The organism is Cellulophaga algicola DSM 14237 (assembly GCF_000186265.1).
Lineage (GTDB): Bacteria > Bacteroidota > Bacteroidia > Flavobacteriales > Flavobacteriaceae > Cellulophaga > Cellulophaga algicola.
The window spans coordinates 630,622-650,813 of the sequence record NC_014934.1 but is presented as its reverse complement, the minus strand read 5'-3'; the positions used below and the strand labels follow the sequence as shown (position 1 = coordinate 650,813).

General features: G+C 34.0%; 18 protein-coding genes and 1 other RNA gene. 10 read left to right on the top strand and 9 right to left on the bottom strand.

The genetic code is table 11. The features are described from left to right. The first annotated feature begins 22 nt into the window (after positions 1–22). From CELAL_RS02725 to CELAL_RS02690, 7 genes are all read left to right on the top strand, one after another. Entirely contained in the window at positions 23–3,268 is a 3,246-nt protein-coding gene (locus CELAL_RS02725) for an efflux RND transporter permease subunit (protein WP_013549383.1), read from the top strand. Beyond that, positions 3,258–4,709, top strand: coding sequence for a TolC family protein (locus tag CELAL_RS02720; RefSeq protein ID WP_013549382.1), 1,452 nt, complete (start codon positions 3,258–3,260; stop codon positions 4,707–4,709). Before CELAL_RS02725 ends, CELAL_RS02720 begins: the two co-directional genes overlap by 11 nt. Before the next feature lie 112 nt (positions 4,710–4,821). After that, a protein-coding gene (locus CELAL_RS02710; RefSeq protein ID WP_085951515.1) for an IS3 family transposase occupies positions 4,822–6,050 on the top strand; the annotation gives its coding sequence in 2 pieces (ribosomal slippage) (positions 4,822–5,170 and positions 5,170–6,050; 1,230 coding nt in all). 575 nt (positions 6,051–6,625) lie between these two features. Then, a complete protein-coding gene (locus CELAL_RS21355; protein ID WP_013549380.1) occupies positions 6,626–7,681 on the top strand; it encodes a YbjQ family protein in 1,056 nt (351 codons plus the stop codon). Between the two features lie 28 nt (positions 7,682–7,709). Continuing rightward, positions 7,710–8,528, top strand: coding sequence for a hypothetical protein (locus tag CELAL_RS02700; protein ID WP_013549379.1), 819 nt, complete (start codon positions 7,710–7,712; stop codon positions 8,526–8,528). An 18-nt stretch (positions 8,529–8,546) separates the two neighbouring features. Continuing rightward, on the top strand, positions 8,547–9,434 hold the full coding sequence (locus CELAL_RS02695) for a hypothetical protein (protein WP_013549378.1): 888 nt from the start codon (positions 8,547–8,549) through the stop codon (positions 9,432–9,434). Positions 9,435–9,540: 106 nt separating this feature from the next. Further along, the gene (locus CELAL_RS02690; RefSeq protein WP_013549377.1) at positions 9,541–10,392 is read left to right on the top strand and encodes an endo alpha-1,4 polygalactosaminidase; all 852 of its coding nucleotides are present in this window, start codon (positions 9,541–9,543) and stop codon (positions 10,390–10,392) included. Positions 10,393–10,453: 61 nt separating this feature from the next. On the opposite strand, the gene ssrA is transcribed toward CELAL_RS02690, so the two are convergent. Continuing rightward, positions 10,454–10,851: a transfer-messenger RNA gene (ssrA, locus tag CELAL_RS21785) on the bottom strand. A gap of 164 nt (positions 10,852–11,015) precedes the next feature. On the opposite strand from ssrA, the gene CELAL_RS02685 reads away from it, so the two are divergent. Next, positions 11,016–12,221 carry an NAD(P)-dependent oxidoreductase gene (locus tag CELAL_RS02685; RefSeq protein ID WP_013549376.1) on the top strand — a complete coding sequence of 402 codons (1,206 nt, stop codon included), beginning with the start codon at positions 11,016–11,018 and terminating at the stop codon, positions 12,219–12,221. A gap of 63 nt (positions 12,222–12,284) precedes the next feature. Here CELAL_RS02685 and CELAL_RS02680 read toward each other — a convergent pair whose 3' ends face one another. The 7 genes from CELAL_RS02680 to CELAL_RS22830 form a co-directional block, all read right to left on the bottom strand. Further along, the gene (locus tag CELAL_RS02680) at positions 12,285–12,665 is read right to left on the bottom strand and encodes a ribosomal maturation YjgA family protein (protein ID WP_041557445.1); all 381 of its coding nucleotides are present in this window, start codon (positions 12,663–12,665) and stop codon (positions 12,285–12,287) included. Between the two features lie 109 nt (positions 12,666–12,774). Continuing rightward, positions 12,775–13,062: a hypothetical protein gene (locus CELAL_RS02675; protein WP_013549374.1), complete on the bottom strand. Its 288-nt coding sequence runs from the start codon at positions 13,060–13,062 to the stop codon at positions 12,775–12,777. Between the two features lies 1 nt (position 13,063). Next, positions 13,064–14,446, bottom strand: coding sequence for a DUF4153 domain-containing protein (locus CELAL_RS02670; RefSeq protein WP_013549373.1), 1,383 nt, complete (start codon positions 14,444–14,446; stop codon positions 13,064–13,066). A 10-nt stretch (positions 14,447–14,456) separates the two neighbouring features. Further along, entirely contained in the window at positions 14,457–14,912 is a 456-nt protein-coding gene (locus CELAL_RS02665) for a Coq4 family protein (protein ID WP_013549372.1), read from the bottom strand. Positions 14,913–14,966: 54 nt separating this feature from the next. Beyond that, entirely contained in the window at positions 14,967–15,260 is a 294-nt protein-coding gene (locus tag CELAL_RS02660) for a winged helix-turn-helix domain-containing protein (RefSeq protein ID WP_041557441.1), read from the bottom strand. Between the two features lie 2 nt (positions 15,261–15,262). Beyond that, the gene (locus CELAL_RS02655; RefSeq protein ID WP_013549370.1) at positions 15,263–15,886 is read right to left on the bottom strand and encodes a hypothetical protein; all 624 of its coding nucleotides are present in this window, start codon (positions 15,884–15,886) and stop codon (positions 15,263–15,265) included. A gap of 97 nt (positions 15,887–15,983) precedes the next feature. Then, on the bottom strand, positions 15,984–16,637 hold the full coding sequence (locus CELAL_RS22830) for a DUF1361 domain-containing protein (protein ID WP_013549369.1): 654 nt from the start codon (positions 16,635–16,637) through the stop codon (positions 15,984–15,986). A gap of 151 nt (positions 16,638–16,788) precedes the next feature. Here CELAL_RS22830 and CELAL_RS02645 point away from each other — a divergent pair, with 151 nt between their 5' ends. Then, positions 16,789–17,259 (top strand): hypothetical protein, encoded by a 471-nt coding sequence (locus tag CELAL_RS02645; protein ID WP_013549368.1) that lies wholly within the window; start codon positions 16,789–16,791, stop codon positions 17,257–17,259. A 65-nt stretch (positions 17,260–17,324) separates the two neighbouring features. Here the strand turns inward: CELAL_RS02645 and kdsA are convergent, their stop codons facing one another. Then, positions 17,325–18,146, bottom strand: coding sequence for a 3-deoxy-8-phosphooctulonate synthase (gene kdsA / locus CELAL_RS02640; protein ID WP_013549367.1), 822 nt, complete (start codon positions 18,144–18,146; stop codon positions 17,325–17,327). 171 nt (positions 18,147–18,317) lie between these two features. On the opposite strand from kdsA, the gene typA reads away from it, so the two are divergent. Beyond that, the gene (gene typA / locus CELAL_RS02635; RefSeq protein ID WP_013549366.1) at positions 18,318–20,117 is read left to right on the top strand and encodes a translational GTPase TypA; all 1,800 of its coding nucleotides are present in this window, start codon (positions 18,318–18,320) and stop codon (positions 20,115–20,117) included. The last annotated feature ends 75 nt before the right edge of the window (positions 20,118–20,192 follow it).

Here is a 20,192-nt window from a genome sequence, read left to right as displayed (position 1 = left end):
TAACCTAATCTCACAAAAAAAAATGTTTAGTAAATTTTTAAAAAGACCGGTGCTGGCTATAGTCATATCGGTAATAATTGTATTTACGGGATTACTGGCTATAAAACAATTGCCTATATCTCAATTTCCGCAAATTGCACCAACAACAGTTAATATTTTTATAGCCTATCCAGGTGCTAGTGCAGATGTATTGGTAAACTCAACCCTTATTCCTTTAGAAACTGCAATTAATGGAGTACAGGGAATGCGTTACATTGCTTCCGATGCTACAAGTGCTGGTGAAGGTACGTTACGGATTATTTTTGAACCAGGTACCGATCCAAACCAAGCTGTGGTAATGGTAAAAACAAGGGTCGATCAAGTGATGCCTTTATTGCCAGAATTGGTTCAGCGAGAAGGAGTAGTAATTACTCCTGTACAACCAAGTATGTTAATGTATGTGAACTTATTTAGTACACAAGAAGATGATGATGAATTATTCTTATACAACTATGCATACACAAAAATAATTCCAGAAATACAACGTATTGATGGGATTGCGAGTGCTCAAATATTAGGGAGCCGTAAATATGCAATGCGGGTTTGGTTAAAACCAGATCGTATGCGTGCCTATAATGTCTCTGCAGAAGAAGTGATGGAAGCTATGCAAGACCAGAGTATAATTGCCCGACCAGGAAGGTTGGGAGGTAGCTCTGGTAAAACCTCACAAGCTTTAGAATATGTATTGACCTATGAAGAGAGGTATTCTGAACCTGAACAATATGAAGATATTATTATTCGTGCGACTGAAGAAGGAGAGCTTTTAAAATTAAAAGATGTAGCCGACGTAGAATTAGGAAGTGAGTTTTTTGATATTTATTCCAATTTAGATGGGCATCCTTCCGCATCCATTATTTTAAAACAGACTTTGGGTAGTAATGGTAAAGATGTTATTGATGAAGTTAAAAATAAGTTAGTAGAACTTAAAGCAGAATTACCTCCTGGTGTAGATTATAAAATAAGTTATGATGTTTCTAATTTCTTAGATGCCTCTATTGAGCAAGTAATTCATACACTTAGAGATGCCTTTATATTAGTGGCTATTGTGGTATTTTTATTTTTAGGAGATTGGCGTTCTACGTTAATTCCGATTATTGCAGTACCTGTTTCTTTGATTGGAGCATTTTTTGTGATGCAACTTTTTGGACTTTCCATTAACCTAATTACCTTATTTGCATTAGTGTTAGCTATTGGTATTGTAGTAGATAATGCCATTGTAGTTGTAGAAGCTGTACATGTTAAAATGGAGGAAGAGAACCTCACACCGTACAATGCTTCTTATGCTGTTTTAGGCGAAATAGGAGGGGCAATTATAGCAATTACTTTGGTAATGGTTTCTGTTTTTATTCCTATCTCATTTATGTCGGGACCTGTAGGGGTTTTCTACCGTCAGTTCTCTATCACCATGGCTGGGTCAATTATAATTTCTGCAATTGTAGCGCTTACCTTAACGCCAGTGTTATGTGCGGTATTGTTAAAAAATAATCATGGCAAGCCTAAAAGTAAGTCGCCTATAGATAAGTTTATAGCTTGGTTTAATAAAGGGTTTGAGAGGTTAACTGGTACCTATGTTAAAGTTTTGAATAAAATTGTAGCTAGACGTATGGTTACTTTCGGAATTCTAATAGCCTTTTGTGTTGGAATATTTTTAACCAGCAAAGTATTACCTGCAGGGTTTATTCCTAATGAAGATCAAGGGATGATCTATGCGATTATTCAAACACCTCCGGGAGCAACTTTGGAGCGTACCAATGATGTGGCCAGAAAACTTCAGAAAATATGTGAAGAAATGGATGGTGTAGCGTCGGTTTCATCATTAGCAGGGTACGAAATTATGACGGAAGGTAGAGGTTCAAATGCGGGTACGTGTTTAATTAACCTTAAGCCGTGGTCAGAACGTAGCCATTCTGTACATGAAATTATGGAGCTTTTAGAAGAAGAGACTAAAGATTTAGGTGCGGTGATTGAATATTTTGAGCCACCAGCGGTACCAGGTTTTGGTTCTTCAGGGGGTTTCTCCATGCGTTTGTTAGATAAAACAAACTCTACAGATTATCATGCTTTTGAAAAAATTAATAATGATTTCATGACAGCTTTAGGAGAACGAGAAGAGTTGTCTGGTTTGTTTACTTTTTACTCTGCTAATTATCCTCAGTATAAGTTAAAAATAAATAATAAAATTGCCATGCAGAAAGGGGTTACTATTGGCAATGCAATGGAAAATCTAAACATTCTAATAGGGAGTACTTATGAGCAAGGTTTTATACGTTTTGGAAGATTCTTTAAAGTGTATACACAAGCTGCTCCGGAGTATAGAGCATTACCAACAGATTTAGATAAGTTATTTGTTAAAAATGAAGAGGGTGAAATGGTGCCCTATTCGGCGTTCATGACTTTAGAGAAGAAGTTGGGGCCAAATGAGATTACGCGTTATAACTTGTATAATTCGGCCTCTATAAACGGACTTCCAGCTCCTGGTTTTACTACAGGAGATGCTATTACAGCTATCAAAGAAGTGGCAAAAGAAACACTGCCTAGAGGGTATGATATTGCTTGGGAAGGTCTTTCGTATGATGAAGCAAATAGAGGAAGCGAGTCTATCTATATTTTTGCCATCGTATTAATCTTTGTTTATTTTGTTCTTGCGGCGCAGTATGAAAGTTTCTTATTGCCATTTGCTGTTATCTTATCATTACCAGTAGGGATATTTGGTTCGTTTGCTTTACTTAAAGTAATGGGATTAGCAAATGATGTGTATGCACAAATTGGAGTAATTATGCTAGTAGGGCTACTCGGTAAAAATGCCGTATTAATTATAGAATTTGCGGTCCAGAAGCGTAGGCAAGGTGCCACGGTATTAGAGGCTGCAATAGAGGGTTCTCGCTCTAGATTTAGACCTATTTTAATGACCTCTTTTGCTTTTATTGCTGGTTTAATTCCACTTGTAATTGCTAGTGGAGCAGGGGCAATCGGGAATAGAACTATTGGTGGTTCTGCAATGGGTGGTATGCTAATCGGTACTATTTTTGGAGTAATACTTATTCCTGGCTTGTATTATATTTTCGGAACCATGGCAGATGGTAGAAGTCTTATAAAAGGAGAAGCTACAGAGCCAGTTTCAGAAGAGTTTATAAGAGAAACGGAAGTAGAGGGTAACACAAGAACATCACTTCGTGAGATTAAAAAACTTTTGAAAAAATTAACCAAAAAGAAAGATAATGAGAATTAATATAGGAAGAGTGTTAACGTATCGGAAGTCGTCTTTCGTGGGTTTTATAGCTCTTATGACGGTGTATGCCTGTGTACCTACTAGAACAGTAAGAGAAGAAAATAAAAGTGTTCCAGAACAGTATGCAAATCAGTCTTCAGATACCGTGAATACGGCTAAGATGAAATGGAAGGAATTCTTTTCAGACCCTTATTTAGTTTCTCTGATAGATACCGCATTGGTGCATAATCAAGAGTTAAATATCATGCTTCAACGCGTAGATATGTCTAAAAATGAAATAAAAGCGCGAAAAGGGGAATATTTGCCTTTTGTCAATTATTTTGGTGGCGCTGAGGTTGAAAAAGTAGGGGAGTATACGCGTAATGGCGCTGTGGAAAAAAACCTTGATATTAGAGAGGGGGAGGAATTTCCTGAACCATTAACTAACTATTCTTTTGGCTTAACAGCTTCATGGGAAATAGATGTGTGGAAGAAGTTGCGCAATGCTAAAAAATCTGCCGTTTTTGAATACTTATCTACGGTAGAAGGTAAGAATTTTATGGTGACTACTATAGTTTCCGAAATTGCAAATTCTTATTATGAGCTTTTAGCAGTAGATAGTCAGTTAGCTATCATTGACCAAAACCTAGAAATTCAGGAGAATGCCCTTAAAATGGTAAAACTTCAAAAACAAGCAGCAAGAGCTACAGAATTGGCAGTTAAAAAGTTTGAGGCAGAAGTCTTAAAAAATAAAAGTCACAGGTTTGAACTAAAGCAACAGATTGTTGAAATGGAGAATAAGATTAATTTTTTAGTCGGTAGAACTCCACAAAAAGTAGCTAGAAATTCAGAAGATTTTATTAAGGGTTCTGTTGATGCTATGTATGCAGGTGTGCCCTCTCAGTTACTTTTAAATCGTACCGATGTTCGTCAGGCAGAACTAGAATTAGAAGCGGCTAAATTGAATATAAGTGTAGCAAAAGCTAATTTCTATCCTTCATTTGATATCACTACGAGTGTAGGTTTAGAAGCTTTTAAACCGAAGTATTTAAATACAACTCCGGAATCTCTTTTGTACTCTGTTGTTGGGGATGTTGTAGGGCCTTTAATCAATAGAAATGCGATTAAAGCAGCGTATAAAAATGCTAATGATAAGCAGATACAAGCAGTTTTTGAATATGAAAAAGCTATTTTAAATGCTTATATAGAAGTTTCAAATGAACTTTCTAATATAGATAACTTAAAGAAAAGCTTTGATTTAAAAGTAGGGCAGGTAGATGCGTTAACGGAGTCTATTGATATTTCCATACGCTTGTTTCAGTCCGCTAGAGCAGATTATATGGAGGTACTTTTAACCCAGCGTGACGCGCTAGAGGCTACTATTGAACTTATTGAAACCAAAAAAGATCAAATGATAGCACAAACCGCTATGTATAAAGCACTAGGTGGTGGTTGGAATTAAGGATTCTATAAGACCTGCTTAAATACCATGAAAAAGCCTGTAAAGAAATTTACAGGCTTTTTTATTTTTTATGTCCCGTCCTGAAATAAGTTGACACAAAATCGACTTATTTATGAAACATTCAATTATTACGGTAGACAAGCGTACCCAACGCGATTATAATTTGGGCTTTAAATTAAGTGTTGTCCATCAGGTTGAAAAAGGCGAAATGACTTATAAGCAGGCGCAAAAGGCTTATGGTATTCAAGGTAGAAGTACTGTTTTGGTTTGGTTGAGAAAACATGGTACATTAGATTGGACTAAACCAATACGCCATCAAATGCCAAAATCAAAAGAAACACCTGCCCAAAAAATCAAACGCTTGGAGAGAGAGCTTTCCGATGAAAAACTCAGGAACAAAATTCTCAATACTATGATTGACATCTCCGATAAACAGTATGGTACCGCTATCAGAAAAAAGCATTCGCCCAATCAATCCAGCGCATCCGACAAGAACAACGATTAAGTTTATCTCGTTGTTGTCGATTGTTTGGGGTAAGTAGACAAGCGGTCTATCAAGCAGAAAAACGGATTATAAAAAGAGAACAGGAGTTTATAAAAGTAAAGAACTTGGTTGAAGGTGTTCGCAAGGATATGCCCCGGCTCGGTACACGAAAGCTGTATTACCTGTTAAAGGAAGAATTCGCAAAGCACAATTTAAAAATAGGAAGAGATGCCCTGTTTGGATATTTGCGCTCGGAATCGATGCTGATAAGGCCAAGGAAGAATTACACCAAGACAACAAACTCTAAACATTGGCTTAGAAAACATCCTAATCTGATGAAAGAAATCAAAGTTTCCAGACCAGAAGAGTTCTTCGTCAGTGACATTACATATATCAAAAGTAGAGAGCGGACACATTATCTATCCTTGGTAACCGATGCCTATAGTAGAAAAATAATGGGATATCACCTTAGTGATGATATGAGTGCCGAAAATGTGGTAAAAGCAGTAAGAATGGCTAAAAACAATAGATTGACAAGTAAAGATCTAATTCATCATTCCGATAGAGGATTGCAGTATTGCTCCGGCATATACCAAAAAGAACTAAGGCTAAGCAATATGACTCCGTCAATGACAGATGGTTATGATTGCTACCAAAATGCATTGGCAGAACGAATCAACGGCATATTGAAAGGGGAATTCCTAATCTATAAATGTAACACTGGCAAAGAGTTGAAAAAGCTTATAGCAGAATCAATAAAAACGTATAACAACAAAAGACCACACTTGAGTCTAAAATATAAAACACCTAACTTTGTACATAACAAAAAACCAGAGAAGCTAGCTTCTCTGGTTTAATATTAATTATTTAAAAACTGTCAACCTATTTTAGGACGACTCATTATGACGCTTTTGATGCAACTATTTTGTTGATGACACAAATTATATTATTGTCTGCTAAGCGAGAAGCGTTTAATCTTCCAGTCTTGGATTCTGTTTCAAGCTATTCAAATAAGGCCTCAGAGACATAAGCTTTTAGTTCCTGAATAGCTGTACTATTAAATAGGGTAACTTCTCCGGTGTGTTTGTTAATTAAGCTATAATAATAAGTGAATAGTTCCATACTTATTTCAAATTTTAGATGCAACTGGTATATTTTTAAGTTATAAAATTAAGAATAGACTATTTTTTAAATGTGCTCAATTGCTAAAAAAGAAAACTCAAATCGCTTGACAAGTACATATTATAGCGTTTAGAAACATATCAGCGATAGCCTAGCAATGCTTATTTATAAGTTAAAAACTTATATTTGACATCATTGCAGAATATATATTCTCATTTTTGCGTTGTACATAAACACTAAAATTATTTTAATCAAACGATAATTTTATAGGGAGCCTAGTACATTAAATAAAACACTACAATAGCAACAAATGGAAAATTTTAAGCATATAAAAGTAACCACAACTTCTTCACTACAGAATGTTGAAATAGTAGAATACCTAGAACCCATTTCTGTAAATATTGTTATTGGGATGAATTTTTTTGAAGATTTTCTAACTGGATTTCGGGATGTTTTCGGAGGTAAATCTAACACGTATACCAAATCATTAGAAAAAATTAATGAAGAAGCTATTATTGAACTTAAAAGGCGTGCCCATTATTTAAATGCAAATTACGTTATTGGTTTAAGTATTGATAATGATGAGATTTCGGCGCAAGGAAAATCAATGTTAATGGTTACCGCTATGGGGACAGCGGTAAGAGTAGCAGGAAAGGCTAAAAATGTAATTAAAAATTCAACCTCCATAAATTTAGAAGCTTTTGAGCAATTGTCTTTAAAAGCACGATTGTTGGCTAGTGCAGAGAAAGATGAATTGATTTTAACAGAAAATAAGTGGAATCAAATTATAGAAAATCAAGTATCAGAATTAATTCCATTTCTTTTGACCAAGCTCACCAATAACTTAAGTCAGTTTGATGTCAAAGAAAATATTAAATTATTTTTTGATTCGCTAGAAAGAGAAGATACAATAAAACAAATTTTTAATTTTTTAGAAGAGAATGAAGATAGAGATTTGGAGTATGTACTTGAAGTCATACAAGAATTGCATATGGTAGATTATACTAAAAATCTTAAACTACTAACAAGTAAAAAACCGTATTTAAACACTTTAGGCGCTTCAATTGCAGGAATGCATAAGAAGGCTTATTATACAGCTGATATAAAATTGATTCAAGAGACTATTATGGTGCTAGAGGAAAAATTTCCTGTTAAAGCTAACTTTTTGAGATCTAAAGAATCGTTTTCAGATAAAGAAATTGATGTTTGGAAATGTGAATGCGGAACTGAAAATAATTTGGAAAGAGAAACCTGTAGAGCATGCAAAACAGATATTCATGGGTTAAAAGATGCTACAATTAATCTAAAAGAAATTAAAGAAGGTTTAATTTTTAAGTTGGCACTTTTAGAAAAAAACTTTGTTTAATTCTATTCCAAAATATTAAATAATTTATATGAAAAAGTTCATCTTACTGCTATTAAGTATAATTTGTATTTCATGTGTACGTGGTTTAGATAAAAAATATCAAAAGGCTACCAAGGTAGAAGATTTAAGTGAAGTGGCAGAGCAGATTACACCGTTACAACTTATTCAGCTTAAGTCTTACGTCAGTGAATTGGAATCAAACGGAGCTAGTTTAACGGATAAAACATATCGAAAACTTCTTTTTGAAATTGAAGAAATTGAATATAAAAAAGCGTTAAAAATAGAAGAAGAGTTAACAGAAGAAACAAAAAGGGTAGAGGAGGAAAGTTTAAAAGCCCGTATAACGCTTAATTCGGATATGTTATGCTCAAAAAAATGGATTATTTCAGCATTTGGACTGCAGTTAACGATTCCTAATAATTCTAATGAAAATATTGAATTAGCTAAAACCATATTAAACAAAACAAATTACTTTAAGGGAGTAACTATGAGTTTTGTTTTAGGAGAACACAAGAACAGATCATTTGTACGCGGTGTGTTTGATCAGAAATTTACTTCCTTAATGAGCGGAAACAGAAAAAAAACAAAAGAATATTTTGAGGATGGAACTTTTGTAGAGAAATTGGGTGATGAAGAGTATACCGGAACTTGGGAGTTTATTAGTGAAAATGAATTTGAAGAAACTAGGTTTTTTCCAGAAGAACGCTTAAATAAAAAAGAATATTTTACTATCGAAATACTTAATTTAAGTGAAAATTTATTTTCGTTTTACGAGATGGAAAGAGACCCATATGCTGAAGTGGATACTATAAGAACCTATTTTGAAATGGATACCGCTGAAAAATAGCTTTGGAATAACGAAAATATGAAAAGAACAATTTATTTTATTCTAGCTTTTGCATTGCTTTGCAACACCTGTAAAGAAGTTGTTAAAGAGCCTGTGAATATTGCTACGGAAAAAGAAGATAGTTTTAGAGTGTTTACAGCGCCGAGCCAATTAAGAAATGAATATTCAAATTTTAATTCCGTAGATGCCGTAAATAAAATTGCTGAGATAGAGAATGAATATTTTAATAGTTATCCAACTGTCGGAAGTATCTATTACGGAACCCAATGGTATACTGATTTAGAGCAGCGTACTATAGAAAAGGATTCAATTTCAGTATTTCAAAAATATGGATTGGAAAAAAATAATATAAAGTTAGACAGTATGCATTGTACTATTTATGCGGTTAAAGCTTTAGAGTCTGGTTTTGGAACTGAGTTTGAAGCTATTAAAAAAAAGCATAAAGCTATTTGGTCTAACCGTGAATATGCAGGATGGAGTTTAGGGTATATTTTGACTAAATTTTATCATTGGAAAGCCTATCTGATTATTTCAAAAAACTCAGAAGAATATACAAGTTGTTTATCTAATTTCAAGAAATACAAAAAATACCATGTATGGAAACAACCAAATATTCCCTTAGAAGGGGTTTTTGATGTTAATGAAGATATGTCGGAAATTGAGCAACTCTTAAACGCAAATGAATTTGGATGGGGTTTTAGTGATCAAGGTTGGCACACTTGGATTACAAGGTTTGATTCTCTAAAAGAGTGTAATTGGTGGGGAGCACCCATCAGAAAATACGACGAGGAAAATAATAAACCTTTATTTTTAAAAACGAAATTTAGTAATTATAGCGATTACTACTCGCATGTTGTTATATTTCCCCCTAAAATTAATCCAGAAAATGTAGTGCCTACAGACTAGCGTATTTATTAAATTTAAAGCTGTCAGTAAGAATCACCTGTAAGGTAAAAAAGCGTAAAATTAGAAGTATTATCTTTCCGTGAATTATAGTTAAAAATAAAATAACATGAATTACGCCCTAATAATTGCATTCCTGTCGCTATCTGTTTCTTGTAGTACTGATGAGAAGTCCGCCAGCACAGTAAACGATACTGAGGATAGTGCGTCTCCAGTAGAAAGTAATGCAATCCCCGTTTACAACCAAGCATACCAAGAAAATTTTGAAGCAGATAAGATTAGTGCTATTTTAAATAGTGCCAAAAATGGATATGTTTTATTAGATCCTTTTCAGGATGAGGTAACGGATCATGTAGCAGCAATACAGGCAAATGGTAACCAAGTAGGCGCTTATATCAGTATTGGTACCGGTGAAACCTATAGAGATGACTATGCGCAAATAAAGCCCTACTTAGTAGCAACCCCTTGGGGAGAATGGCCCGATGAGTTTTTTGTAAAAGAAACATCAACAGGAGTGCTAGAAGTAATGAAGGCAAGAATAGATAAGATTGCAGCTTGGGGCTTTGATTGGGTAGAGTTTGATAATATGGATTGGGCTTTTGATGATGAATCAAGAGACGCCTATAAGATAACAGCGACCGAAAGTGAAGCAATTTCTTATTATCAAGAGTTATGTGCTTATGTTCATTCAAAAGGAATGAAATGTATGGCGAAAAATAGGGTAGAAGATGCTACTGATTTTGATGGTGTATTGTATGAATCCTATACCGATGAAAAAAATTGGAGGGATCAATCAGGAGCACAAAGCTTTTTAGATGCAGGTAAGTTGGTAATTATTAATCATTATAATGAGAAATCTTGCGGAGAAGTGTATGCGGAATATAAAGGGATATATAATGATAACCTTTCTTTTATATGCGAAGATGCTACTCTTAAAAAGTATGTTCATTTTAATGAGTAGGTGAGCATATCGTATCTAAATGTAAAAAGCCCAGTAAATTTTAAATTTACTGGGCTTTTTTTTGTGGAGCCGGGGAGAATCGAACTCCCGTCCAAACAAGCAATTACAATGCTTTCTTCATGCTTAGTTTTCATTTGGTTTTCGATGCACAACCGACTGAAAACCGCCTATTATACACTTAGCTTCTGAAATTTTTGTGATACTACCAAAGCAATAATACCCTTGTGTTGACATTTCTGGTGCTCCTAATAGAATCGCCGCCAACAAGGGCTATTCCGGAACATCTCGCTTCTCTACCTAGTAGAGACGAGGCTAAATCCTACTGTAATTCAGATTAAGCGGCAAGAGCGTAATTATTTTCGCCAATTAAAAGTGTGGAAAATGTGATTAACGAGCTGTAGCCCAGCGCTCGGCATGCTTACATCCCAATTGGTCTCGCTGTCAAAACCAGGCGGCCCCTTGGAAAATTTTCAATGAACTAATACGCTATAAAAAGAATGTTCCTTTTTTCTAGCAGATGTCAAAGGTAGTTCAAAAACTATTCCAAAAAAAGTTTTGCTTGTCATCTTGTCATATGTTACATTTACAACTATTGGAATAGGTTAAGTTGTAAAAGTGTATTTATGAAATTTGGAATCATTAGAGAGCGCAAAAATCCACCAGATAGAAGAGTAGTTTTGTCTCCAGAGGCATGTCAGAAACTATTGGTAAAACACCCTGAAGCTATAATAAAAGTGGAGCCCTCTCCAATTAGAACGTATGCAGATGAAGACTATACAAACTTAGGCTTATCCTTAAGTTCAGAAATGATAGATTGTGATGTTCTGCTAGGGGTAAAAGAAGTGCCGATCGAAGATTTAATTCCAAATAAAAAATATTTTTTCTTTTCTCATACGATAAAAAAACAGCCTTATAATCGTGAGCTTTTGAGGGCATTTCTTGATAAAAATATAGAGATGTATGATCATGAGGTTATCACGAACGAAAAAGGACAGCGTTTAGTAGCGTTTGGTAGATATGCCGGAATTGTTGGAGCATATAATGGTTTTAGAGCTTACGGACTTAAATATGAGTTATTTAATTTACCAAAAGCAGAAACAGTAACAGACCAGAATGCTTTGATTCAGGCATTAAATAGTATTGAGTTGCCTCCTATAAAAATTCTTCTAACAGGAAAAGGAAGAGTAGGAAATGGTGCGAAAGAAATGCTAGATGCCATGGGATTACAGAAAGTTACGGTAGCAGATTATTTATCAAAATCGTTTGAGGAACCAGTATATTGTCAAATTGATGCTTCTGAATATAACAAAAGGAAAGATGGTGTAAGAGGAAGTAAGGCAGAGTTTTTTAAGAACCCTGAACTATATCAATCAAATTTTACACGCTTTACCAAGGTAACAGATTTTTTTATTGCCGGTCATTTTTATGGTACTGGTGCGCCTTATCTATTTACTAGAGAAGATGCAAAACACGAAGATTTTAGTATAAAAGTTGTGGCAGATGTAAGTTGTGATATTGATGGTCCTGTGGCAACGACTATCAGACCTTCAACTATTGCAGCTCCAATATATGGGTATGATCCTAGGACTGAAAAGGAGGTAGATTTTAAAGCGACAAACGCTATTGCTGTTATGGCGGTAGATAATTTGCCTTGCGAATTGCCAAGAGATGCGAGTGAGGGTTTTGGAGATGCTTTTCTTAAAAATGTTATTCCAGCATTTTTTAATAACGACGAAAATGGCGTTTTAGAGCGTGCAAGGATGACACAAAATGGAAAGCTCACCCAGCGTTATGCCTATTTGCAGGACTATGTAGACGGTAAGGAGTAAAAGCTAAAGAAAATACCATTCTAATTAAATATTCAAGGGTAAAGAAAAAAGTAATCTTCTTGCTTATCCTTTAGGAAGCCAATTTCTTGTATCTAAATAAAAAACAGTAATTACCCCAAGCGTATAGGCTACTAAATCCTGTATGCTAAAACTATTGCCAAAAATTAAGTTGGCCCATTTATTTTGATCCAAGTTTAAGAGCTGTAAAAATGTAGTTCGTTGTAAAAACTCAACCGTATAAGAAAGAACTAACGTTACAATTGCCATGTATAACGGATTGGTTTTTATAAAGCTTCTAAGAAAACAATAGATAAGTATTACAACGAGAAAATCACCCACAGTATGTCTTATGAATCCAGTTTTTAAAAAGTAAGCAATCGCAATCTCAAGAACTAAAATTGTACTAAAAACAGTAAAGTGAATTTTGTTAAAAATAAATTTCATGATAGTTAAATAATAAGAGATACTAGTTAAAATTGTATTTGACATTAGCGGTTCCTTACACCGCACAGAATTGTATTTCTAAAAACTATAGTACGATGCCATTAAAACTCTAATTGATTAAATTCTGGTATAAGAGTCCTATAGCAATGTTAATGAGAACCATAAGTAGAGTGCTGATGTTTTCTTCAAAATCTTTGTAATTTACTAAGGTATTTAAAATTGAAACGATTAGAATAATCAAGTTCAGTAGGGCTGCAATCAAAACAGGTATGATTGCTACTACTGTAATAGTTTCTACGGCTAAAACGACAAGGAATAACACTGTCTCGAGACTAAAAGAATATAACGTAATCCTTACAGCTATTCTATTTAGTTTATGGGTGAAATAAGACATCATTTTAATGGTAGATTAAGGAGTAAATGGAATATTCCTGCCAACTTTTTTCTTTCTCCTGGTGTATAAAGCGAGAATATTTAGTAGTAATGCTCGCTTCAAATGCAGTTGCTTTTTTCTTCTCGCTATATTTTTTTAATTGAATGCTGTTTGTGTTTCCTAAGTCAATAAGGTATTGAATATCTACATTTTCAATAGTATTTAAATTGTAATAGGTAATAGATTTATCCCAAGGAATTATGGCGCTTACAAATAGCACTGCAAAAATTACAGCAACGTTTGACCGTATTAAATAGATGAAACTTTTGGTTTTTGAAACTTTCAAGTAGGTGGTACATAAACCTGCGAGGATAAATAGTAAGTACACAAAAACTCCAATTCTTTTATAGGTTAATCCTAAAGTGGCCACGTATGTATAATTCTTATACCCTGTAAACAAGACCAGAATAAGGTTCATGGCAATCCAGATATAGCATAAGATCTTAATATTCTTACTTTTGGTGTAAAAATTAAGATCACCTCTAAAGAAATATAAAATAATTGCAATAGCGCAGATAATTGATAACAGTAGGGCATAGACTCCTTGATGTACAGATTTTGAGTATTCAGAATTTGTACTTGTGTCAGTGTCTATCAGATAGATAAAATCGGTTATTAGAAATATAAAAAGCAAACTATTTAATGCTATAAATATGATACTGCCAAGGGTGTATTCATCGGCTAGTTTTTTATTTTGTTCTAAGGAAAAATTTGGGGTAGACTTTTTCAGTGTATTGCCTTGTGCGTGATCTAAGGTTATTAGGGTCTCTGGATAATATGGCTTTAAAATATGTAAGAAGATAAAGTATCCAAATACCGTAAATAGGAGCCATGGAAAGCTTAAGAAATCAAAATTTATTGCAGAAATAAGGCCACTGAAAACAGGATTAGACTTTTGGTATAGTAAGGAGAATAGTATGATTAAGCCTAAAGCGATGCCCAGAGCTTTGAGGATAGTTTTAGTTTTTGAAGATACTGCAGTGTTTTTATGATCCTCTTTTGTTAAATAACTATTTAATTGATGAATAGAGGCCAATACCATGTTGGTGAGCCCTATGAACCAACTTAAATACAAGGAGTTTTTGGGTGCAATACTTTTTCCCATATAAATTAGAAACGCCATGGCGTGAACGAAAATCTTAAAATTAGTAGGATCTAGAAAGACCATTAATGCAGTAAAAAGATAGGTAAGGGCATACTTTATAGTTTCTTTTTGAGATTTATGCTCTAGGAGTACTAAACTGATGATTACTAAAGAAAGAATGACAAGGTTAATTCCCATAGTCTTGCTATATAGCAGTACACTAAACACTAAGGATGCTGAAATTGATTTGATATGGATGTTCATACTATAATTTTTAGTTGATAAAGAAGGCAGTTCTGATGTTATGAATTGGTAGGTGTACTAATTTTTGAAAATCTATTTGATAAAATTTTGATGAACGCTTCCCTCTTTTGTATTCCTGAAGGAACCTTTTAAAATGAGAGCAGTAAAAAATAGTGCCAATGGTGAGTACGGAAAAAAGGTATAAACTTCTTTTTCCATTTCCCCATAAAAAATATTGCATGCTAATCTCTTCTGGAACTGTCGTTCCTATGTTTGTTAATACATGGTAAATATCATGGCTTTCAAGCTTTGACTGTAATTCAAAATTATTCTTGGTTAAAAAGTGGTACAATTCAGCGCCTAATGAGTTGGGAGGTAGGGCTACTAATTCTTTCACAGTAACCGTCCAAGGCTTATTTTTCTTAAAATACTTTTGATATGGTTTTTTACTCACCTCATAGAGCTGTTCAAAAATAAATGCTTTCATAATTTATAAATTAAAAGTACTTTGAATTTCAAAGTAAGTGGATAAAAAAATAGATTAGAATTTTTTAATTAAATTTTCAAGAGCATCTATGTGCTTTTTAAATGCTTCTTTACCTAATGGAGTGGCAGCGTATCTAGTATTTGGTTTTCTTCCTATAAATCGTTTCTCTACCACGATATACGCCTCTTTTTCTAAAGCTTTGGCATGGCTTGCTAAATTACCGTCTGTAACATCAAGCAACTCTTTAAACATATTAAAGTCAGCATATTCATTCACCATGAGTATACTCATCATGCCCAGTCTGATGCGATGATCAAATGTCTTGTTTATGTTGTTTATAAGTCCCAAATCTATTGTCTATCGTATTTATAATACATCACTATTCCGTAAAGGATATGAAGAAATCCAAAGCCTAAGGCCCAAAAATACAAACCATAACCTATAAATTGTGTAGCTATTAAACCAATAATAATATTAGCTAATCCTAAATAACGGACATCTCCTAAGGTATATTTACTTGCATTTAAACAAGCTAGACCGTAAAATATTAATGTAGCAGGAGCAATAAGCCCCAAAGTCTGATTTTGAAATAGAATGAGACAGAACAACCCTCCCGTAAGGAGTGGTACCATAAAATTAAAAAGCAAACGCTTAGACGTCCTGTTCCATATGTTTTCACCACTCTTTTTTGACTTTCTTCGTGTGAGAATTACGCCTGTAAGGATGGAGGCGATAATTACGATTAAGGCAATCGCAATTAACTGTTCGGGAGCACCAATACTTAAGAACAACTTCTGACTATAGGTAGACGTATTTTGAATGTTTGTAATAATTTTATTGGCAAAATAAGCGCCAACTAAAGAATAGACTCCGGCTAATATTCCAGATAAACCACTAAGAGAAATAAAACGAGATGATTTGTTCATCAAATTTTTGATTTCATGTATATCGTCTAAATAGTTTTTTGATTCCATCTTAAAGTACTTTGAAATACAAAGTAAGTTTAAATTTCTGTTTCTTCCTATATTTATTTTAAAATTTTTAGTATTTATTAGAGTTAAAGTGAGAAGGTTATAGTGTCTTCCTTTTCAATAAAGGTTTTATGGCAACAAATGAAACCCACATAAAACCTCCAAATATAAGCGTCCACATCCATGTTTCTTTCATGAATAGGGTATGGAAGATACTGTAGAATAGAATATCGGGTTTAGAAATAATATCCCAAGAATTGAAGCGTAAAAATCTGCCTAGGAATATTCCGAATCCACCAAGTAGACAAATGCTAAGTATAACAAGATGGGTAATTTTGGTACTGTACTTATGAGTTAACAGATGAAATATATCTAGTAAAGAAATAACTCCCATAAGTAAGCCGTTTATGGCAAAAATTAATATGAGCAGAAAATCAAACAGTTGGATGCCATAATCATTGTCTACATGTTTTAGATCGGTTATAATGTAAGGACTATTTGGGATGAATAAAAGCCAAAGAATAACGAAAAGTATGCTAAGAAATTTAGACGTACTTATTTTTTGGTTGTACCGTAAGGCTTTAGAAAAAACTACGGGTAAAAAGGCTAAAAATAGATTCCAAAGGAGAAAAGTAAAAAAAATAGTTTCGCTGTAAATTACCCTAGCGATAAGTAATATAGTACCGAGTATAGTTAGGAATACTAGAATTTTATAGCGTCTATGCTTTTTTATATGTTGGACTATTTCTGTCAATTTTTGGTATAATATAGTTTAAGTTGAAAACGTAAAAACCTGTATTTTGTTGCGATGTACTTGCACTATACTGCTTTTAGCCTTCTAAAACATGTAAAGCAATAAATTAATTTAATTTGAGTTTTTAGTAGTACACATAAAACAATATACAATGAAAAAATTATTTTGGTCCCTTATTCTAGCATTTACTGTGATGAGTTGTTCTAGTGATAAGGATGATTCAAGTGCGGATACGATCAGTGATCAGACCCTTACGGGAACTGTAGAAGGGAAAGCTTTTACAGTACAAGGCGGTAAGGCTTTTTTTAGGTCGAGCACGAGTACAGAAGAAATTACCATTTATCTCACCAACGAAAATTTTGGTTGCGATTCAGATATCTTTGATTATACGTTAACGATAAATGCTTCGGTTCCAAATATGGTAGGCGTATATACAGATGTTAATATCGTAACTCAAGACGGGAATAATACCCCATTTAATAGTTTAGTTGAAACCATTGTAGAGATTACTGCTGTATCTGATACTGAAATTTCAGGAAAAATGAAACTCAACAAAGAAGGTTCAGAAGCGTTTCCTGAAAGTATTTTTGAAGGTGCTTTTACGGTTTCAATTTGTGAGTAAATTATTTTACAAATAACAAGTAATAAAAAAAGGGAAAACAGTTTGTTTTCCCTTTTTTGTTGTATTTATTTTAGGCTATTCACTGTTTTTCGAATAGCCACCAAATTGGTTAAAAGCTTTTCTAAATGATCTAAGTGTAACATATTCGCTCCATCACTTTTTGCAATAGATGGGTCATAATGCGTTTCCATAAAAATACCATCTGCACCGGTAACAATACCTGCGCGAGCTATAGTTTCAATCATATCTGGTCTACCGCCTGTAACACCACTAGTTTGATTGGGTTGTTGTAGCGAATGGGTAACATCTAAAACCACAGGAGCATATGCTTTCATGGTAGGAATGCCTCTAAAATCTACAATCATATCTTTATAGCCAAACATAGTGCCACGGTCTGTAATCACCACTTGCTCATTGCCAGAATCGGTTACCTTAGTTACCGCATGTTGCATGCTTTCAGGACTCATAAATTGCCCTTTTTTAAGATTTACAACTTTTCCTGTATTTGCAGCAGCCACCACCAAATCTGTCTGGCGGACTAAAAAAGCAGGGATTTGTAAAACATCTACATATTCTGCCGCCATCGCTGCATCTGTAACTTCATGGATATCTGTTACGGTTGGAACGTTGAAAGTCTCAGATACTTTTCTCAAAATTTTTAGGGCCTTTTCATCGCCAATTCCAGAGAAAGAATCTACACGGCTGCGGTTAGCTTTCTTAAAGCTGCCTTTAAAAATATAAGGTATTTTAAGCTTATCAGTAATTTCAACAATACGTTCAGCAATACGCATCGCCATATCTTCCCCTTCAATAGCACAAGGGCCACATAAAAGGAAAAAATTATCACTATTGGTGTGTTTTATTTGAGGTATCTTATCTAGATTCATTTGTGCATATAATTAAGGCTACAAAGATAATAGAATTCAGGTTGAATTACTATAGCTAGAACATCCTCAAAATCAGTTAAATAAAAAAAGCGGAACTTTTTAATATGCTATTAAAAATAGCAGTACCTTTGCGCAAAATTTAGCAGGAAAAGTTCCTTTAATAAAGTATTTATGTCAGCAACAAAAAATATTGCCATTATTGCCCATGTCGATCACGGTAAGACTACCTTGGTAGATAAAATTATGTATCACTGTCAGTTGTTTAGAGAAAATCAAAACACAGGTGATTTAATATTAGATAATAACGATTTAGAGCGTGAAAGAGGTATTACCATTACTTCTAAAAACGTTTCTGTAGTATATAAGGATACTAAAATTAATATTATTGACACTCCTGGTCACGCCGATTTTGGTGGTGAAGTAGAGCGTGTATTAAACATGGCTGATGGTGTTTTATTGTTAGTAGATGCTTTTGAAGGGCCAATGCCACAAACACGTTTTGTATTACAGAAAGCGATTGACTTAGGTCTTAAGCCTTGTGTAGTAATAAACAAAGTGGATAAGGAAAACTGTACTCCTGAAGAAGTTCATGAAAAAGTTTTTGATTTAATGTTTGAATTAGGTGCTGAAGAATGGCAACTAGATTTTCCAACCGTTTATGGTTCAGCTAAGAATAACTGGATGAGTGACGATTGGAAAAATGAAACTACCAATATAGAGCCATTATTAGATATGGTAATTGAGCATATTCCAACTTTTGAACCTAAAGAAGGAACTACACAAATGTTAATTACCTCTTTAGATTTCTCTTCTTTTACAGGTCGTATTGCGATTGGTAGATTATTAAGAGGCGATTTAAAAGAAGGGCAGCAAGTTTCTTTAGTAAAAAGAGATGGGTCTATTGTGAAAACAAAAATAAAAGAACTTTATACGTTCGAAGGTCTTGGTAGACTTAGAGTAGAAGAAGTTGAGACTGGTGATATTTGTGCTATTGTAGGTTTAGAAGGTTTTGAAATTGGTGATACTGTTGCTGATATCGAAAGTCCAGAAGGATTAAAAACAATTGCTATAGATGAGCCAACAATGAGTATGTTGTTTACAATTAACGATTCTCCATTCTTTGGTAAGGATGGTAAATTTGTAACGTCTCGTCATATTAAAGACCGTTTGGCGCGTGAGTTAGAAAAAAACTTAGCATTACGTGTTAATGACACGGATAGTGCAGATAAGTTTTTAGTATTCGGTAGAGGTGTATTACACTTATCGGTATTAATAGAGACTATGCGTCGTGAAGGTTACGAAATGCAAATTGGTCAGCCACAAGTTATCATCAAGGAGATTGATGGTGTTAAATGTGAGCCTGTAGAGCAATTAACTATTGATTTGCCAGAAGAAGTTTCAGGTAGAGCAGTAGAAATGGTGTCTATGCGTAAAGGTGAGATGACAAGTATGGAAGCTAAAGGTAACCGTATGATTTGTGAGTTTTTAATTCCATCTCGTGGTATTATTGGCTTAAGAAACCAATTATTGACGGCAACAGCTGGTGAGGCTATTATGTCACACCGTTTCTTGGAATACCAACCAATGAGAGGCGATATTCCTCAAAGACAAAATGGTTCATTAGTTTCAATGGAAATGGGAAAAGCTATTCCTTATTCAATTGATAAATTACAAGATAGAGGTAAATTTTTCGTTGAACCAGGAGAAGATATTTATGAAGGCCAGGTTATCGGAGAAAACTCTAGAGGTGACGATATGTCTGTGAATATTACAAAAACTAAAAAAATGTCTAACGTACGTTCTTCAGGAGCAGATGATAAGGCAAAAATTGTACCTGCAATTAAGTTTTCATTAGAAGAAGCTTTAGAATATATTCAGAAAGATGAATATGTAGAGGTAACTCCTAAGTTTATTAGATTAAGAAAAATCTACTTAACTGAAAACGAACGTAAGCGTAATAAAATAGCTTAATACTTTAAGCACTTTTAACTAAAAACCCAAGATGAAAATCTTGGGTTTTTTTGTAAGGAATTTTTAAAAAAGCGA

Excerpts from the sequence above, each read along its gene's own strand:
- CELAL_RS02695 (WP_013549378.1), top strand. The coding sequence starts at position 8,547 with ATGAAAAGAACAATTTATTTTATTCTAGCTTTTGCATTGCTTTGCAAC.
- CELAL_RS02675 (WP_013549374.1), bottom strand. The coding sequence starts at position 13,062 with ATGATGTCTTATTTCACCCATAAACTAAATAGAATAGCTGTAAGGATT.
- kdsA (WP_013549367.1), bottom strand. The coding sequence starts at position 18,146 with ATGAATCTAGATAAGATACCTCAAATAAAACACACCAATAGTGATAAT.
- CELAL_RS02670 (WP_013549373.1), bottom strand. The coding sequence starts at position 14,446 with ATGAACATCCATATCAAATCAATTTCAGCATCCTTAGTGTTTAGTGTA.
- CELAL_RS21355 (WP_013549380.1), top strand. The coding sequence starts at position 6,626 with ATGGAAAATTTTAAGCATATAAAAGTAACCACAACTTCTTCACTACAG.
- CELAL_RS02655 (WP_013549370.1), bottom strand. The coding sequence starts at position 15,886 with ATGGAATCAAAAAACTATTTAGACGATATACATGAAATCAAAAATTTG.
- CELAL_RS02720 (WP_013549382.1), top strand. The coding sequence starts at position 3,258 with ATGAGAATTAATATAGGAAGAGTGTTAACGTATCGGAAGTCGTCTTTC.
- CELAL_RS02680 (WP_041557445.1), bottom strand. The coding sequence starts at position 12,665 with ATGAAATTTATTTTTAACAAAATTCACTTTACTGTTTTTAGTACAATT.
- CELAL_RS02665 (WP_013549372.1), bottom strand. The coding sequence starts at position 14,912 with ATGAAAGCATTTATTTTTGAACAGCTCTATGAGGTGAGTAAAAAACCA.
- CELAL_RS02700 (WP_013549379.1), top strand. The coding sequence starts at position 7,710 with ATGAAAAAGTTCATCTTACTGCTATTAAGTATAATTTGTATTTCATGT.
- CELAL_RS02685 (WP_013549376.1), top strand. The coding sequence starts at position 11,016 with ATGAAATTTGGAATCATTAGAGAGCGCAAAAATCCACCAGATAGAAGA.
- CELAL_RS02725 (WP_013549383.1), top strand. The coding sequence starts at position 23 with ATGTTTAGTAAATTTTTAAAAAGACCGGTGCTGGCTATAGTCATATCG.
- CELAL_RS02690 (WP_013549377.1), top strand. The coding sequence starts at position 9,541 with ATGAATTACGCCCTAATAATTGCATTCCTGTCGCTATCTGTTTCTTGT.
- typA (WP_013549366.1), top strand. The coding sequence starts at position 18,318 with ATGTCAGCAACAAAAAATATTGCCATTATTGCCCATGTCGATCACGGT.
- CELAL_RS02645 (WP_013549368.1), top strand. The coding sequence starts at position 16,789 with ATGAAAAAATTATTTTGGTCCCTTATTCTAGCATTTACTGTGATGAGT.